Raw genomic sequence first — 14,658 nt, forward strand, 5'->3', positions numbered from 1 at the left:
TTGCGAGGTATTTTCGCCCTGATACGTCCCGGAAAGCGTGCTTCGCTGTCTGATTTGTCCGCGGCCCTTTCCGGAAATTTGGACCAGCTCGCGACACGCCGTCATTTGTCTCCGAGGGCGGCGGCCGGCGGGCGTATCCGGGACAGCACGCAGCGACCGCGGAGGCTCCTCGGAGAGCACAAGAAGGCTTCCACAGATGATGTTACCGAACGTGACGGAGCGGTCACGCACACCCGGGCGCGCGGCGGGCCGCCATCGGTCAGCCGCCGAGGTCGCGGACGACGTTCTCCAGGCACCGGGTCAGCGTCTCGACCCGCTCCTCGGTGACGGGCTGGTCACCGGTGGCCTCGGGCAGGTCCGCGCGCCTCGTGATCACCAGGGCCCGGTGCCGCTCGTCGATCTGGTCGAGCGGCAGCACCAGGCACTCGCCCCGGACGAAGACCAGCGCGACGTCCGGGTCGGCCGACTCCAGCAGCCGTCGTACGCAGTCGGGGTCGAGCAGCGCCATCGCGACTCCTCCCGTGCCGGGATCGGCAGAACGGGTTCAGGGCGGGTTCAGGGCCGGATGCCCACACCCGTCGTCACTTCCTTGATCCGTTTCCGGCCCGAGTCCGGGGCGAGCGGCGGGGTGCCCATGCCCGCCCCGCGCCGCATGCCCTCCAGTACGGCGCGCAGGGCATCCACCGCGGTGTGGCGGGGCTGCCAGCCCAGCTCCTCACGGGCCCGGGTGATGTCCATGATCGGGATCTGCAGGGCCATCTCCACCAGGCCCGGCGAGGCCGGGATCAGCCGCAGGTGCCAGCCCGCCGCGACCGCCGTACGCACCAGCGTGGCCGGGACCGGCACCCGCCGGGCGCCGAGAAGGTCCGCGAGCACGGCGGGGTCGACGACCGGGTCGGCGGCGAGGTTGAACGCGCCCCGCACGTCGCGGGTGAGCGCCAGGCGGAACGCCTCGCCGGCGTCCAGCGAGTGCAGCGCCTGGAACCGCAGGCGGGGCATGTCCGGCACGAACGGGATCGTCCCCGGCCGCACCAGCCGCTGCGGCAGGAACGGACCGGCGAACAGCCGCCGCTGCTCGGTCGCGGCCTCCTCCTTGAAGATGAAGCCGGGGCGCATCCGCACGACCCGGATGTCCGGGTGGTCGCGCTCGAAGACGTCGAGCACCCGCTCGACGTACGCCTTCTCCCGGGCGTAGGCGGCGTTCGGCCAGCCGTGGGTCGGCCAGGACTCGTCGACGGGCGGATCCTTCGGCCCCGGCGAGTACGCCCCCACGGACGACGAGTGGACGAGGACCGACACCCCGGCCCGGGCGGCCGCGGCGAAGACGCGCATGCTGCCGATCACATTGGCGTTCCAGGTGGTGACGGGATCGTGGGTGGGCTGGAACAGCCAGGCGAGGTGCACCACGGCGTCGGCCCCGGTCATGATCGGGCCGAGGTCGTCCCGGAAGACGTCGGCCGTCCGCCACTCGGTCTTCGCCGGGCACCAGTCCGGCATCCGCCGGGCCACTCCGACGATCGAGGTCACGCTCGGCTCGGACTCCAGGGCGGTGAGCACGCTGGTCCCGACGTTTCCGCTCGCGCCAACCACGACAACTCGCATGAAGCTCTCCGTTTCCTGACACCCTTCGCGACAAACCGCCACAAAGGTCGCGATAGCCCCATCCCCGGCGGAGGCGTGATCATGCACCAGGGCGAGCGAGAGGATGCGGGAGCTCCAGATTTCCCCTGGGACAATGCGGGGGAATCAGTGGTGGCGCGGGAATACCGCTACCTAGGAGGATTAAGTTCTCATAGTGGTCAGAGAGGCGGAACAGCAGAGATGGCTCAGATCGTCGGTGGCGGACGCCCCGTCAATGACGCCGAGCGACGGGTCATCGCCCACCTGCGGGACAACGCGCCTGACGACTGGCTGCTGCTGCACAACATCGAGGTGCCGCGCGGCGCCGACCTGTTCGAGGTGGACGTGGTCGTGCTGACCGGCCACTCGCTCGTCGTGATCGACGTGAAGGGCGCCCGGGGCCGGTTCGAGGTGTCGGGCAACCGGTGGTTCCCCCAGCACCGCGAGGCGTTCGGCTCGCCGGTGGCCAAGCTGCGCGGCACCGCGCGGGCGCTGAAGGGCCTGCTGATCGACGAGCACCGCGAACTCGAACGACTGTACGTCGACAACGTCGTGGTGCTGACCGCCCCGGGAGCCGTCCTCGTCGATCCCAGCGGGCGCGACGCCCGGCACGTCACGACGATCGCCGGGCTCGTCCCCATGCTCAGCGACGTGTCCCGGGTCAGGCACGGGTGCAGCCGGGACGCCACGCCCTACCGGACCGCGATCATCGAGGCGCTGAACGGGACCGTGCGCCGGCCCACCGCCCCGCCGCGGTTCGGCAACTGGGAGGTGGAGGAGCAACTCGGCGGCGACAGCCGCGTCACCGAGTATCGCGCCGTCAACGCCACCGCGCCGACCAGCGGGACCGTGCTGCTGCGCGTCTACCGCGCCGACCCGATGGCCGAGCAGCAGCGGCGGGTCGCCGAACAGCGCCGCATCGCCAACGCCTACCAGGCGCTCGCCAAGATCCCGCCGCATCCCTGTGTCGTACGCTCGCGGGACTTCTTCGCCATCGACGACGAGAGCCGGTTCGTGCTCGTGCTCGACGACGTCCACGGGCAGGCCCTGCACCTGCATCTGACCGGGCGCGGGCTGGACATCGGCGCCAAGCTCGCCGTGCTGGAGGACATGCTGGACGGCCTCGCCCACGTCCACGCCAACAAGGTCATCCACCGGGCGCTCACCCCCGCCTGCGTGCTCGTGGCGGACGACGGCAACGCCATGCTGACCGGCTTCGACTACGCGAAGCCCGGCCCGCGCAAGCACACCGTCGCCAACGAGCTCCCCAACATCCTCGACGTCCACTACGTCGCCCCCGAGTGCCGGGCACGGCCCGACCGGATGACCCCCGCCTCGGACGTCTACTCGGCCGGGGTCATCGCCTTCCAGCTGCTGACGGGCGAACTCCCCATGCCCGGCATGGACGCCGAGCCGGCCGCCGCGGGGGTCGCCCCGGAGGTCATGGACCTCGTACGGCGGATGCGCGACCTCACCCCCGCCAAGCGTCCGGACGCGGTCACGGCCCTCGCCGAACTGCGTGACGCCCGGGAGGCCCAGCCCCGGCGACGAGTGCCGCTCGGCGGCAGGATCCGCGACGCCCTCCGCCGCCTCCATCCCCGGGGGTGACCGCGGCGGGAGGCCGATCGACGGCGATGACGGGACCTTCGTCCCTAACCCGCCGACGGGCCGATCACGCAGGCTTGCAGACATGAAGCTCGACTCGGCCGGCCTTGAGATTCTCCCGGGAGGGGAATGTCTGAACCTGCTGGCCTCCACCCCCATCGGCAGGATCGTCTTCACCGACCGGGCCCTCCCCGCCGTCCAGCCGGTCAACTTCTGCCTGCTCGACGGGAACATCGTCATCCGCACCGCCGCGGGTTCCAAGCTCGCCGCGGCGGCGCGGAACGCCGTCGTCGCCTTCGAGGCCGACGAGTTCGACGCGACGTTCCGTACGGGCTGGTCGGTGACCGCGGTGGGGCACGCCCGCGCGGTGTCGGAACCCGAGGAGATCGACCGCCTGTCGGCGCTGCCGCTGTCGCCCTGGGTGCCCGGGACCCGCGACCACTTCATCGTGATGGCCCCCGAGCAGATCTCCGGCCGCAGGCTCAACCGCTGAGCGCCGCACCGCGCAGGACGCCGGTGTCCGCGGGCCGCCGGGGGTGGCGGATGATGGACGGGTGCTCGCCCGTCCCGTGTCCCCGTCCCTGCTCGTGGAGGAACTGGCCGATCTGATCGCCGCCCGGCCGCGCGACGCGTGGGTGCGCGTCGCGGTGGACGGCGCTCCCGCCGCCGGGCCGGGACCGCTGGCCGACGCCCTGGCCGGCCCGCTGCGCCTGCGCGGCAGGGAGGTCCTGCGGGCGCCCGCGTCGGGCTTCCTGCGCCCCGCGTCGCTGCGGCTGGAGTTCGGCCGGACCGACCCCGACGTGTTCCACGACGAGTGGCTGGACGCGGCCGGCCTCGTCCGCGAGGTGCTGGGGCCGCTGGAGCCGGGCGGTGACGGGCGGGTGCTGCCCTCGCTGTGGGACAGCGTGCGGGACCGGGCGACCCGGGCCGGCTACGTCACGCTGCCGCCGGGCGGGGTGGCTCTGGTGGACGGCGCGCTGCTGCTCGGCCGCGGCCTGCCGTTCGACCTGACGATCCACCTGTCCCTGTCGCCGGCCGCGCTGGCGCGCCGCACGCCGCCCGAGGAGCACTGGACGCTGCCCGCCTACGAACGGTACGAACGCGAGACGGGCCCGGCGCGGGCCGCCGACGTGGTCGTCCGCGTCGAGGACCCGCGCCGGCCCGCCGTGGTCACCCGGCCGGGCTGAACCGGAGGCCGCGACCGGGTGAGGTCTTGCCTGAGATGGACGCCTGCCTCTTACAACAGGCCGCCCAGGCTCAGCAGGGGAAGTCCCACCTGCAGCCCCGCGTCCACGGCGAGCCCGAGCCGCAGGAGCGGGTCGTCCTCATAGGTGCAGGTGGTGCAGCACGTCACGCAAGGTGTGCAGGTGCACGGTCGGCCGGGCGCCGGGCCGGACCGCGTCACGGGCGGCGGGTCGGTCGGCTTCGCGGACGGCGGGCAGGGCACCTTCACGGGCGGCGTGACCGGCGGCTTCGCGGACGGCGGGCTGGACACCTTCACCGGCGGTGTGACCGGTGGCTTCGCGGACGGCGTGACCGGCGGATTCGCCGGCGGGCTGGGGGTCTGCGAGACGTGGGGAACGTGTACGACGTTCTGCACCGGAGGCACGACGATCTCCGGGACGTCGGGCGCCGGAAGCCGCTCCGGCGTCGTGAAGATCGGCACGTCCTCGCCCTCCGGCAGGTTCTGCACGGGCGGCATGGCCCACCCGGGGCCGTTGCCGATCCCCGGACCGCCGGGGCCCTGGTTGCCGGACGGCATTCCCGGAGCCTGCGGCCCCGTCGTGCTGGGCGGGACGGCCGCCGAGGGACGGTTCGGCCGCGGACGCTGAGGCTGGGGCTCCCGCTGGTGGGGACGCTGCCGCTCCGGCTGCCGCTGCTTGTGCGGACGCTTGCCGTGCCGGGGGTGGCGGGCGGCCGGGTGGACGCTGACGGCGGGTCGCCGCACCGTGATCGGCACTCCGTCTCCCGGTACGGCCTGCGCCGGTGCGGCGACGACCGCGCCGAGGGCCACGAACCCTCCGGTGACGACGGCGCCCACTCTGACCGCCACTCGCATGCCCATGCAGTTCTTCAACTCTTCTTCCTCGCAGTAGCGATGTCCGAGCCATTTCCTGGCTGGTCAGGTGACACCGGCGCGATCTGGTCAACCGCCCGCACTTACCGCTTGTCCCGATACGCGGAGCTCGAATGCCGACGTGGCCGGCCGGACTTCCGGCGGCCGATACCGGGACCGGCGCCGCGACGGGCCATCCGCGCAATCACCGATCCCGGTCTCCCATTCAGCCGATTCGCACTCGGCCGATTCGCACTCAGCCGATGCGGATGCCCAGGTCGACGAGGAGCGCCACGTCGAGAAGGTGCCTCCTCCAGAGGATCGGCGGGCAGGCGACGCAGGTCGGCGTACAGGTCGGGTCCGGGCTCGGCTCCTCCAGGGTCGTCACCTTCGGCGTCGGCGTCGCGGTCGGCGGGCAGTCGGTGATCGTGACCGTGATCGTGGTACACGTCGGCTGGGCCTGCGGAGCGGCCACCGCGGCCATCGCCGGCGCGGCCACGACCACACCTCCGGCCAGCACCGCGCCGGCCATCAGCCCCTTGACGAGATTCGTGCGCTTACGCATTTCCGTACCTTTCAAACAGCGATGCTCGAGAAATCGAGATTGCAGCTCGGCGAGGACGTTCCTCCCCGGTGTCACCGTGGGAACATCCTGCCAGCCGGTAAATCTCCCCGGTTCTGCCGACACAAACGACCGCCCCCATGTTTTCCCAGGTGTTTGCCGCTCTCAGAATGAGGGAGTCCGAATTATTCATCGCTGTCGCATCGAGCCGCTTATTCGATATCCCGACATAGAACCCAAATCAATCACCGCCGGGATGAAATGAAAAAGGCCGGGGACACGCCCCGGCCCTCACACCGCCTGTCTCACAGTCCGTACTCCTCCAGCAGGCGCAGCCACACCTCGCTCACGGTGGGGTAGGAGGGCACGGCGTGCCACAGGTCGTCCAGGGTGACCCCGGCGGCGACCGCGACCGTCGCGGCGTGCAGCAGCTCGGCCGCGCCGGGAGCCACGAAGGTCACGCCGAGCAGCACGCGGCGGCTCTCGTCGACCACCGCCTTGGCCCTGCCCCCGTAACCGTCGCCGAGCAGGTAGCCCCCGGCCACCTGGCCCATCTCGTACTCGACGGCACGTACGTCGAAGCCCTCGGCACGGGCCTGCGCCTCGGTGCGGCCCACCGCGCACACCTGGGGATCGGTGAAGATCACCTGGGGTGCGCCGAGCCCGTCCGCGCGGTCGCGCATCGAGGGCCGGTCGTCCGCCTCGCCCCGGGCCCGGGCGACGATCACGTCCGACGCGATCCGCGCCTGGTACTTGCCCATGTGCGTGAGCGGCGCCAGGCCGTTGACGTCCCCCACGGCGTAGAGCCAGCCGTCGGCCACGCCGGTGGCCCGCATGCTGTCGTCCACGCCCACCGGACGCGACTCCGGCAGGCCCACCGACGCCAGGCCGAGATCGCCGATGGCGGGGCGGCGTCCGGTGGCGACCAGGATCTCGTCGGCCGTGATCGTGTCTCCGCCCGTCAGCCGAACCGTCACCGCCCCGCCCGGCTCCGGCCGCTCGACCTTCTCGGCGCTCTCACGCAGGCGGACGTCGACCCCCTGCTCGGTCAGCGACCGCGCCACCGCCTCCCCGGCGAAGGGCTCCACCCGGTCGAGCAGCCCGCCGCCCCGGACCAGCATGGTCACCTCCCGTGACCCGAGCCCGCGCATGGCCTGCGCCATCTCGCACGCGACCACTCCGCCGCCGATCACCACGAGCCGGTCCGGTACGGCGCGCGCGGCGGTCGCCTCGCGGTTCGTCCACGGCTGTGCGGCGGCCAGTCCGGCGATCGGGGGGATGACCGGGACGCTGCCGGTCGCCAGCACGACGGCGTGGTTCGCGGTGAGCGTGCGCGTGCCGCCGTCGGCCGTCGCGACCTCCACGCTCCGGGCGCCGGTGAGCCGCCCGGCCCCGCGTACGAGCGTCACCTTCGCGGAGTCGAGCCACCTGGCCTGCCCGGAGTCGTCATAGTTCGAGACCACGGTGTCACGGTGGGCCAGCACGGCGCCGGCGTCGATCGGGCCGTCGAGCCGCAGCCCCTGGACCCGGCTCACCTCACCCGCGAGGTCGACCGGCCGCAGCAGCGCCTTGCTCGGCATGCAGGCCCAGTAGGAACACTCCCCACCGGCCAGTTCACGTTCGACGATGACGGTGCTCAGCCCGGCCGCCGCGACCCGCCCGGCGACGACCTCCCCCGCGGGTCCCGCACCCACCACGATCACATCGAAGACTTCCGGCATGGTCACCCTTCCTCTCGTACCGGAGTCCACCCTGTCACGGGCGCCGGGGGGCCGCGGAGACGAGTCCGCCCTCGTAGGCCGCTATGACGAGCTGGGCCCGGTCCCGCGCGCCGAGCTTGGCGATCAGGTGGCCGATGTGGGTCTTCACCGTGGCCGTGCTCACGTGCAGCGCGGCGGCGATCTCCTGGTTGGACAGGCCGCGCGCGACGAGGGTGAGCACCTCGCGCTCCCGCCCGGTGAGGCCGTCCAGCGACATGGACCACCGCGGGCCGGACGGGGCGGCCGGGGTGGTCCGGGCGAACTCGGCGATCAGCCGCCGGGTGACGCTCGGCGCCAGCAGTCCCTCCCCCGCCGCGATGACGCGGATCGCCGCGAGCAGGTCGGCGGGCGGGGTGTTCTTCAGCAGGAAGCCGCCGGCCCCCGCGCGCAGCCCCGCGTAGACGTACTCGTCCAGGTCGAACGTGGTGAGGATCAGGACCTTCACCGTGGAGGACTCGGCGCAGATCCGCCGGGTCGCCTCGATGCCGTCCAGGCCGGGCATGCGCACGTCCATCAGGACGACGTCGGGACGCTCCCGCCGGGCCAGTTCGACGGCCTCCGTCCCGGTTCCGGCCTCGCCGACCGCGACCAGCCCGGGCGTGCTGTCGACCAGCAGGCGCAGGCTGCCGCGCAGCAGGTCCTGGTCGTCGGCGAGCAGCACGCGGATCGGCTCGGGTGCGGTCACAGGTCCTCCACCTCGGCGGCAGGGTCTCCGGCGGGCTCCGCCGCGGACGGAGCGGGCAGGCGGGCGGACACCCGGAAGCCGCCCTCCGGGCGCGGCCCGGCCGTGAACTCGCCGCCGAACAGCAGGGCGCGCTCCCGCATGCCGATCAGCCCGTGCCCGGGCGGTCCCGGGGGCAGCGTACGGCGGCCCGGGCCGTCGTCGGTCACCTCGACCCGCACCTCGGCCGCGTCCCGCTCGACGAGGACCCGGCACCGGGCGGGAGCCGCGTGCCGCACGACGTTGGTGAGGGCCTCCTGCGCGATCCGGTGGACGGCGAGTTCCAGCGTCTCCGGCAGGGCGCCCGCCACGCGCACGTCCAGGTCGACCTCCACGCCCGCGGCGGCCGCCCGCTCCGCCAGTTCCGGCAGCGCCGCGAGACCGGGAACCGGGGACCGGCCGGGGAAGTCCTCCCGCAACACGCCGAGCGCCTGCCGCATCTCCGCGAGGGCACGCCTGCTGGTGTCCTCGATGACCCGCAGCGCCTCCCTCGCCTCCTCCGGATGCCGGTCGGCCACGTGCGCCGCCACCCCGGCCTTCACCCCGATGAGGCTCAGCGTGTGGGAGACCACGTCGTGCAGTTCGCGGGCGATGCGCAGCCGTTCCTCGGCGACCGCGCGCTCGGCCGCCCGCTCGGCCCCCAGTTCGGCGCCGCGCGCGGCGTACGCCCGCCGTTCCCGCACCGCCCGGCCGATCGTCCAGGCGCCGCCCAGCGCGAGCACGCCGAGCACCAGGCTGGTCACGACCCGTCTGGACGCCGGGTCCGCCGACACGCCGCCGACCGCGGTGAACAGCAGCGCCCCCAGGCTCAGCGCACCGATCGCCGTCGTCGGCTCCCACCTGCGCCGCGGCGTCGTCAGCGCGACCGGATAGAGCGCGTACGCCGCGGCGGCCAGCGGCTCGCGGACGACGCCGAGCGCCATCGCGGCCACGGACGCGGCGAGCACGACGCCGAAGACCGGCAGCGGCCACCGCCGTCTGACCGCGACCGGCAGCGTCATCGCCACGATCAGGGCGTGCGTGGTCCACGCGGCCGGGACGCCCGCCTGGAGGGACAGCGCGAACGCGTATCCCAGGCCGGCCAGGGTGTCCAGCGCGACCAGCTCACCACGGCGCAGCGGCCGGGGAAACAACGGCCGCACGTCCGGATCGTCCACCCGCCCACGGTAGACCGCGCGGAGCCCCGGCCGCCTCCCGCCGGGGTCGGTCATCCCGTGGTCGGAGAAACGGCGAGAAGATCGCCCCCGGGCCCGACGCCGACAGGGGCCGCCGCGCGGGACCGTCGAGGCATGATCGAAGTCAGAGAACTGACCAAACGGTTCGGCCGCACGGTCGCCGTGGACGGACTGACGTTCCACGTGAAACCAGGCCGGGTCACCGGGTTCCTGGGGCCGAACGGCGCCGGCAAGTCGACGACCATGCGGGTGATCCTCGGCCTCGACCACCCGGCGGGCGGTGAGGCGCTTGTCGGGGGCCGCCTCTACTCCCGCATCCGCCACCCCATGCGGGAGGTGGGCGCGCTCCTGGACGCCGGGGCGGTCCAGGGGGGTCGCACACCGCTCGGCCACCTGGGCTGGATCGCCCGCAGCAACCGCCTCGGCCGGGATCGGGTCGTCTCCGTGATCGAGCAGGTGGGCCTCGCGGGGGTGGCGCGCAAGCGGATCGCCGGGTTCTCCCTCGGCATGCGGCAGCGCCTCGGCATCGCCGCCGCGCTGCTCGGCGATCCCGGTGTGCTGCTGTTCGACGAGCCGGTCAACGGCCTCGACCCGGACGGCGTGCGCTGGATCCGCGAGCTGATGCGCGGTCTCGCCGCCGAGGGGCGCACGGTGCTGCTGTCGAGCCACCTGATGAGCGAGATGGAGCTCACCGCCGACCACCTTGTGATCATCGGCCGCGGGCGGCTCCTCGCCGACACCGCCATGCGCGACCTGACGGGCGTACGGGACGTGTTCGTCCGCAGCACGCGCGCCGCGGATCTCGCCGCCGCGCTGTCGGCCGCGGTGCCGGCCGTGGGCGGGACGGTCGCCCCGGAGGGGGAGGGCCTGTCGGTGCGCGGGCTCGACCCGGTCGAGATCGGCGACCTCGCCGCCCGGCACGCGATCCCGGTGCACGAGATCACGCCGCGCGCCACCTCGCTGGAGGAGACCTACCTGCGGCTCACCGAAGCCGTGACGGACCACGTGAGCGCCAATCCCCTGAGTGAGAGGACGGACCGGTGATCGACGCGCTCGCCGCCGAGTGGCTCAAGCTCCGCACCCTAAGGTCCACCTCCGTCGTCCTCGGGGTGGTGGTGGTCGTCGTCGGCCTCACGGCCCTGCTGGCTTGGTACGCCGCGGGCCTCTGGGACGGCCTGCCACCCGACCAGCGGGACCACCTCGCCGTGTCGTCGCTGCCGGACATGACCGGCATGGTCGGCTCACTGTGCCTGGCCGTGCTGGGCGTGCTCGCCGTCTCCGGTGAGTACGCCACCGGCATGATCAGGAGCACGTTCACCGTCATGCCGTCGCGCGGGCGGGTGCTGGCCGCCAAGGCGGCCGTCCTCGCGGTCGTGGCGTTCTGCGCCGGGCTCGCGGCCATCCTCGCGACACACGCGCTGGGGCGGCTGATCATCGGTGACCGTGCCATCCGAGGGCAGTCGGCCGAGCCGCTCGCCCGGCAACTCCCGTTCTTCCTCGCGATGAGCCTGGCCATCGTGATGTTCGCGCTGCTCGGGCTGGGCTTGGCCACGATCACGCGGTCCGCCGTCGCCGCCATCGCCGTCCTGGTGGCCGTCTGGTACGTCGTTCCCCTCGTGGCCTTCAACCTCCCGGCCCCGTGGGGCGACCGCCTCGGCTCCGTGCTCCCCGGCGCCCTGGCGGGCGAGCTGGCCGGCACCGGCAACCCCGGCTCGGTCGCCGGGTCGCTGCTCTCTCCCGCCGCCGCGCTCGTGGTCATGATCGCCTGGGTGGCCGTGCCGTACGGGGTGGCCGCCGTCCTGCTGACCCGCAGGGACGCGTGATGCCGGGCGAGCGCCGGGTACGGCTTCCCCATGACGACCTCAGCACGGGACGAACTGACGGGGCTCGACCCCTTCGACATCTTCGACACCGAGGCCGCCCGGCTCGACGGCTACTTCTCCTCGCTCGACGACGACGGCTGGAACCGCCCGTCCAGATGCGAGGGCTGGACGACCCGCGACGTGCTGGCCCACCTCGCGGGTGAGGAGCTGTACAACCACGCGTGCCTCGACGGCGACATCGACGGGTTCTTCGAGATGCTCGAACACGAGGGCGTGCGCGGCGGCTTCGACGGTTTCAACGAATGGTGCGTGCGCAGGCGCCGCGGGCTGCCGGTGGAGCAGGTGCTCGACGAGTGGCGGACGAAGAACGCGGAGACGCGCCGGCGGATGCGGGTCCTGGGCCGCGACGGCACCCTGCACACGTCGGCCGGGCCGTACCCGGTGGGCCTGCAGACCTTCCACTACGACTCGGAGTACGCCACGCACGCCGACGACGTGGGGGCGCCGGTGACGCCCGACGAGGCCGGGGACCGCCTCGGGTGGCGGGTCCCCGTCGGCCTGTTCGCGCTGGCGGAGCGCGGGTCGAAGGCGCAGGTCGTACCCGTCTGCGGCCGGATCGAGGTGCAGGTGGACGGCCTCACCGCCGATCTCGCCCCCGAGGAGTTCGTGGAGGCGACGGTCGGCCGCCTGCCCGCCGACCACCTGCTCGACCCCCGCGTCCGCAGCTCACTGCGTTGCCTCGCGTAACAGTGCTGCCTGGCGTAACGGGTCCGACCGCGGCCTCGGCACCGGCGGTAATAAGACCCGCGTGGTCCGCCGGGCCGGCGTCCGCGCGGGCCGTGGTCCCGTACGCCTGAGTGCCCGGCACGGACGGCCGGCAGGGCGGACAGCGGGACGTACAGCGGAACCCGCGGCGGGAGACCCGGCGCTGCCCGTGACAGGCCCGGACGCCCTGCCAGACGGACTGCCACAGGGAGCGCCGTGCGCGCGGAGCCGGCGCCGCCGCGGTGGGTGGACGGGACGTACGCGGCCGGGCGGCCGGGTCAGGCCGCCCGGCCTGCGCGTAGCGCGACATGAACTAGATGTCGGATATGTGATGTCAGCCGTTGAACGTCTCAATGCGAAGTCCCCGAAAGAAGATGCGGCCAGGACTGGCCGGTTTGCCCGGGGGGATCCAGACGTGCGGCGGCGCGTCAACGATGCACCGGGATCGGGCCCAAAGCAATCAGGCGCGCCATACAGAACGCATTCGGCCCGATTAGCCACCCGATCGGACAGCGGACGAAAGGCAGGTCAGGGCAGCCAGGAGACGCGGCCGCGCAGCAGGCCGTACCCGACGAAGGCGACCACGTCGATCACCGTGTGCGCGACGATCAGCGGCATCGTGCGCCCCCAGCGCTGGTACAGCCGGCCGAAGACCACGCCCATCGCGATGTTGCCGACGAAGCCGCCGAAGCCCTGGTAGAGGTGGTAGGAGCCGCGCAGGACGGCCGACGCGCCCACCGACCGCCACGGCGACCAGCCGCGCTGCCGCAGCCGGTGCAGCAGATACCCGCTGACCAGCACCTCCTCCAGCACACCGTTCTGGGCGGCCTCGGCGATCAGGACGGGAACCCGCCACCAGGCGTCCGGCAGGCTGTCCGGGACGACGTTGAGGTTGATCCCGGACCTGAAGGCGAACAGGTAGAACACCAGCCCCGTGCCGCCGATCACGGCCGCCAGCGCGGCGCCGCGCAGCGTGTCGCGGCCCGGCTCCCGCCAGTCGGCCCCGATCGTCCGCATCGACTCGCCCGACCGCGCCAGCAGGTACGCGACGAGCCCCACCGGGGCCACGTTCACCGCGATCCCCGCGAGGTGCAGCGTGAGGTCCAGCCACGGACGGCCGGGGGCCAGCGAGCCGACGAGCACGGCGTGCTGGTCGCCCAGTTCCTTCGGCGCGGTCAGCGCGCCGACCAGGCGGATGAGCGACAGCAGCGCGCTGGCGCCGAGCGACACCGCGAAGACCGCGATGATCTCCGGGCCGATCAGCCGCGGGGTGAGACCACGCAGGCCGTCCTGCTCGGCGGGCACCTGCTCAGCGGGCCCCTGCTCATCGGGCACGGCGGCGACCGGCCGTCCGGGAACGTCCTCCATGCTGGCAGGGTAGCCGCCCCCGGGACACGGCCGTCCGCCCGCGCAACCCGTTCAGCCCGCTCAGTACGGCAGCACACTGGTCTTGAAAGCCGGTGCCACGAACGCCGCCTTGAACTTCGGGAAGGCCACGGTCTTCGCGTTGCCGTCCGAGGTGTACCGGTCGGTGGGGTTGGCCTTCAGCCAGTCGAGCCAGGCCATCGAGCAGAACTTCTTGCAGTCGCCGACCTTGTTCTCCTTCGACCTGATCCGCGGGATGCTGAGAGGGTCGAAGTCCTTGGTGAACGGCGACGGCGCGGGGGTGTACCCGGCCAGGAACACGCCCTTGTAGTCGTAGCGCACCCCGCCGGACGCCCCCTGCAGCGCCCACTTCTTCTCGTGCGGCTGGTTGCCGTACGGCAGGGCGAGCGTGACCGGCGGCGTCTTGATGAGCGACGTGATCAGCGTCTGCCCCGCCGCGATCTGCTTCTCCACCTCGTCCTTCGGCTTGCCGAGCAGGTTGAGGTGATCGCGGGTGTGGTTGCCGATGTCGAAGTTGTGGTCCTTGAGCCACTGCAGGACCTGGATCTGCTCCTCCGGACGGGCCTTGCCGAACAAGTCCTTGATCACATACATGGTCGCCACCGGCCGGAAGCCCGGGTGCTTCTTCGCGACGTCCATGAGGATGCCGATCGCGCAGTCCGGCGCCGGGTTGCCCATGCCGTCCAGCGTGAGCTGGGCTGGCGAGGAGTCGTCGAACGTCAGCACCACCGGATGCTTGCCCGCCGGAATGTCGATCTTTCCGGTGACGTACTCGGCCGCGGTGATCGGCACGTAGTCCTCGGCCGCCAGCCGCTCCAGCTCGTCCCGGAAGTCCTTCGGGCTGCGGTCGTCGCCGGGCGGCGGGTTCTGCACGATCCGGTGATACATGATCACCGGGATCTGTCCCAGCTCGTTGGCCTTCACCTGGGCGGCGGCGGCCATCTCGGACTTGCGCAGCGCCGCCTCGTTGGCCACCTTGTTCCGCTGGTGACCGGCCTGGCCCGCCTGCGTGGCGTGTTTGCCGCCGCCGGCCGCGCAGCCGGAGAGCGTGGCGGAGGCCCCGGCCACACCCACCAGCGCCGCGACGACGCCGGCAATCCTGAAGCGCCCCATGGATCCCCCTCATCGGGCCGCGCTTGACGATGAGGGGCTCCTACCCGCCGGATGCGATCACTTCACGGCGCG

15 protein-coding genes are annotated in these 14,658 nt (G+C 72.7%); 6 read left to right on the forward strand and 9 right to left on the reverse strand.

The features are described 5' to 3' along the window. Positions 1-259: 259 nt before the first annotated feature. Together HHX37_RS00205 and HHX37_RS00210 are read right to left on the reverse strand one after the other, a co-directional pair. Positions 260-508 carry a hypothetical protein gene (locus tag HHX37_RS00205; RefSeq protein WP_182882480.1) on the reverse strand — a complete coding sequence of 83 codons (249 nt, stop codon included), beginning with the start codon at positions 506-508 and terminating at the stop codon, positions 260-262. Positions 509-555: 47 nt separating this feature from the next. After that, entirely contained in the window at positions 556-1,602 is a 1,047-nt protein-coding gene (locus tag HHX37_RS00210; RefSeq protein WP_182884123.1) for an NAD-dependent epimerase/dehydratase family protein, read from the reverse strand. A gap of 219 nt (positions 1,603-1,821) precedes the next feature. Here HHX37_RS00210 and HHX37_RS00215 point away from each other — a divergent pair, with 219 nt between their 5' ends. The 3 genes from HHX37_RS00215 (at position 1,822) to HHX37_RS00225 (ending at position 4,412) form a co-directional block, all read left to right on the forward strand. Then, entirely contained in the window at positions 1,822-3,228 is a 1,407-nt protein-coding gene (locus HHX37_RS00215; protein ID WP_182882482.1) for a methylation-associated defense system protein kinase MAD6, read from the forward strand. Between the two features lie 82 nt (positions 3,229-3,310). Continuing rightward, positions 3,311-3,718: a pyridoxamine 5'-phosphate oxidase family protein gene (locus HHX37_RS00220; protein WP_111697647.1), complete on the forward strand. Its 408-nt coding sequence runs from the start codon at positions 3,311-3,313 to the stop codon at positions 3,716-3,718. Between the two features lie 61 nt (positions 3,719-3,779). Continuing rightward, a complete protein-coding gene (locus HHX37_RS00225; RefSeq protein WP_182884124.1) occupies positions 3,780-4,412 on the forward strand; it encodes a uridine kinase in 633 nt (210 codons plus the stop codon). Between the two features lie 50 nt (positions 4,413-4,462). On the opposite strand, the gene HHX37_RS00230 is transcribed toward HHX37_RS00225, so the two are convergent. The 5 genes from HHX37_RS00230 to HHX37_RS00250 form a co-directional block, all read right to left on the reverse strand. Then, positions 4,463-5,290 carry a hypothetical protein gene (locus HHX37_RS00230; protein ID WP_182884125.1) on the reverse strand — a complete coding sequence of 276 codons (828 nt, stop codon included), beginning with the start codon at positions 5,288-5,290 and terminating at the stop codon, positions 4,463-4,465. Between the two features lie 247 nt (positions 5,291-5,537). Beyond that, on the reverse strand, positions 5,538-5,846 hold the full coding sequence (locus HHX37_RS00235; RefSeq protein WP_111697644.1) for a hypothetical protein: 309 nt from the start codon (positions 5,844-5,846) through the stop codon (positions 5,538-5,540). 302 nt (positions 5,847-6,148) lie between these two features. Continuing rightward, positions 6,149-7,564, reverse strand: a complete 1,416-nt coding sequence (locus HHX37_RS00240; protein WP_182882485.1) for a dihydrolipoyl dehydrogenase family protein — start codon at positions 7,562-7,564, stop codon at positions 6,149-6,151. Positions 7,565-7,598: 34 nt separating this feature from the next. After that, complete coding sequence (locus HHX37_RS00245; protein WP_182884126.1) at positions 7,599-8,288, reverse strand: response regulator; 690 nt, start codon at positions 8,286-8,288, stop codon at positions 7,599-7,601. Continuing rightward, positions 8,285-9,481 carry a sensor histidine kinase gene (locus HHX37_RS00250; RefSeq protein WP_220499507.1) on the reverse strand — a complete coding sequence of 399 codons (1,197 nt, stop codon included), beginning with the start codon at positions 9,479-9,481 and terminating at the stop codon, positions 8,285-8,287. The genes HHX37_RS00245 and HHX37_RS00250 overlap by 4 nt, the downstream gene beginning before the upstream one ends. A 132-nt stretch (positions 9,482-9,613) precedes the next feature. On the opposite strand from HHX37_RS00250, the gene HHX37_RS00255 reads away from it, so the two are divergent. The 3 genes from HHX37_RS00255 to HHX37_RS00265 are packed head-to-tail and all read left to right on the forward strand — an operon-like array spanning position 9,614 to position 12,069. After that, positions 9,614-10,543: an ABC transporter ATP-binding protein gene (locus HHX37_RS00255; RefSeq protein ID WP_182882488.1), complete on the forward strand. Its 930-nt coding sequence runs from the start codon at positions 9,614-9,616 to the stop codon at positions 10,541-10,543. Beyond that, entirely contained in the window at positions 10,540-11,322 is a 783-nt protein-coding gene (locus HHX37_RS00260; RefSeq protein ID WP_182882489.1) for an ABC transporter permease subunit, read from the forward strand. Before HHX37_RS00255 ends, HHX37_RS00260 begins: the two co-directional genes overlap by 4 nt. Before the next feature lie 30 nt (positions 11,323-11,352). Then, on the forward strand, positions 11,353-12,069 hold the full coding sequence (locus HHX37_RS00265) for a maleylpyruvate isomerase family mycothiol-dependent enzyme (protein WP_182884127.1): 717 nt from the start codon (positions 11,353-11,355) through the stop codon (positions 12,067-12,069). A gap of 546 nt (positions 12,070-12,615) precedes the next feature. Here HHX37_RS00265 and HHX37_RS00270 read toward each other — a convergent pair. Together HHX37_RS00270 and HHX37_RS00275 are read right to left on the reverse strand one after the other, a co-directional pair. After that, the gene (locus tag HHX37_RS00270; protein WP_182884128.1) at positions 12,616-13,455 is read right to left on the reverse strand and encodes a CPBP family intramembrane glutamic endopeptidase; all 840 of its coding nucleotides are present in this window, start codon (positions 13,453-13,455) and stop codon (positions 12,616-12,618) included. A 60-nt stretch (positions 13,456-13,515) separates the two neighbouring features. Further along, a complete protein-coding gene (locus HHX37_RS00275; protein WP_182882491.1) occupies positions 13,516-14,586 on the reverse strand; it encodes a polysaccharide deacetylase family protein in 1,071 nt (356 codons plus the stop codon). Positions 14,587-14,658: the final 72 nt, after the last annotated feature.

This window comes from Microbispora sp. H10885 (genome assembly GCF_014161415.1).
Classification (GTDB): Bacteria; Actinomycetota; Actinomycetes; order Streptosporangiales; family Streptosporangiaceae; genus Microbispora; species Microbispora triticiradicis.

Excerpts from the sequence above, each read along its gene's own strand:
- HHX37_RS00205 (WP_182882480.1), bottom strand. The coding sequence starts at position 508 with ATGGCGCTGCTCGACCCCGACTGCGTACGACGGCTGCTGGAGTCGGCC.
- HHX37_RS00210 (WP_182884123.1), bottom strand. The coding sequence starts at position 1,602 with ATGCGAGTTGTCGTGGTTGGCGCGAGCGGAAACGTCGGGACCAGCGTG.
- HHX37_RS00215 (WP_182882482.1), top strand. The coding sequence starts at position 1,822 with ATGGCTCAGATCGTCGGTGGCGGACGCCCCGTCAATGACGCCGAGCGA.
- HHX37_RS00220 (WP_111697647.1), top strand. The coding sequence starts at position 3,311 with ATGAAGCTCGACTCGGCCGGCCTTGAGATTCTCCCGGGAGGGGAATGT.
- HHX37_RS00230 (WP_182884125.1), bottom strand. The coding sequence starts at position 5,290 with ATGGGCATGCGAGTGGCGGTCAGAGTGGGCGCCGTCGTCACCGGAGGG.
- HHX37_RS00235 (WP_111697644.1), bottom strand. The coding sequence starts at position 5,846 with ATGCGTAAGCGCACGAATCTCGTCAAGGGGCTGATGGCCGGCGCGGTG.
- HHX37_RS00240 (WP_182882485.1), bottom strand. The coding sequence starts at position 7,564 with ATGCCGGAAGTCTTCGATGTGATCGTGGTGGGTGCGGGACCCGCGGGG.
- HHX37_RS00255 (WP_182882488.1), top strand. The coding sequence starts at position 9,614 with ATGATCGAAGTCAGAGAACTGACCAAACGGTTCGGCCGCACGGTCGCC.
- HHX37_RS00265 (WP_182884127.1), top strand. The coding sequence starts at position 11,353 with ATGACGACCTCAGCACGGGACGAACTGACGGGGCTCGACCCCTTCGAC.
- HHX37_RS00270 (WP_182884128.1), bottom strand. The coding sequence starts at position 13,455 with ATGGAGGACGTTCCCGGACGGCCGGTCGCCGCCGTGCCCGATGAGCAG.
- HHX37_RS00275 (WP_182882491.1), bottom strand. The coding sequence starts at position 14,586 with ATGGGGCGCTTCAGGATTGCCGGCGTCGTCGCGGCGCTGGTGGGTGTG.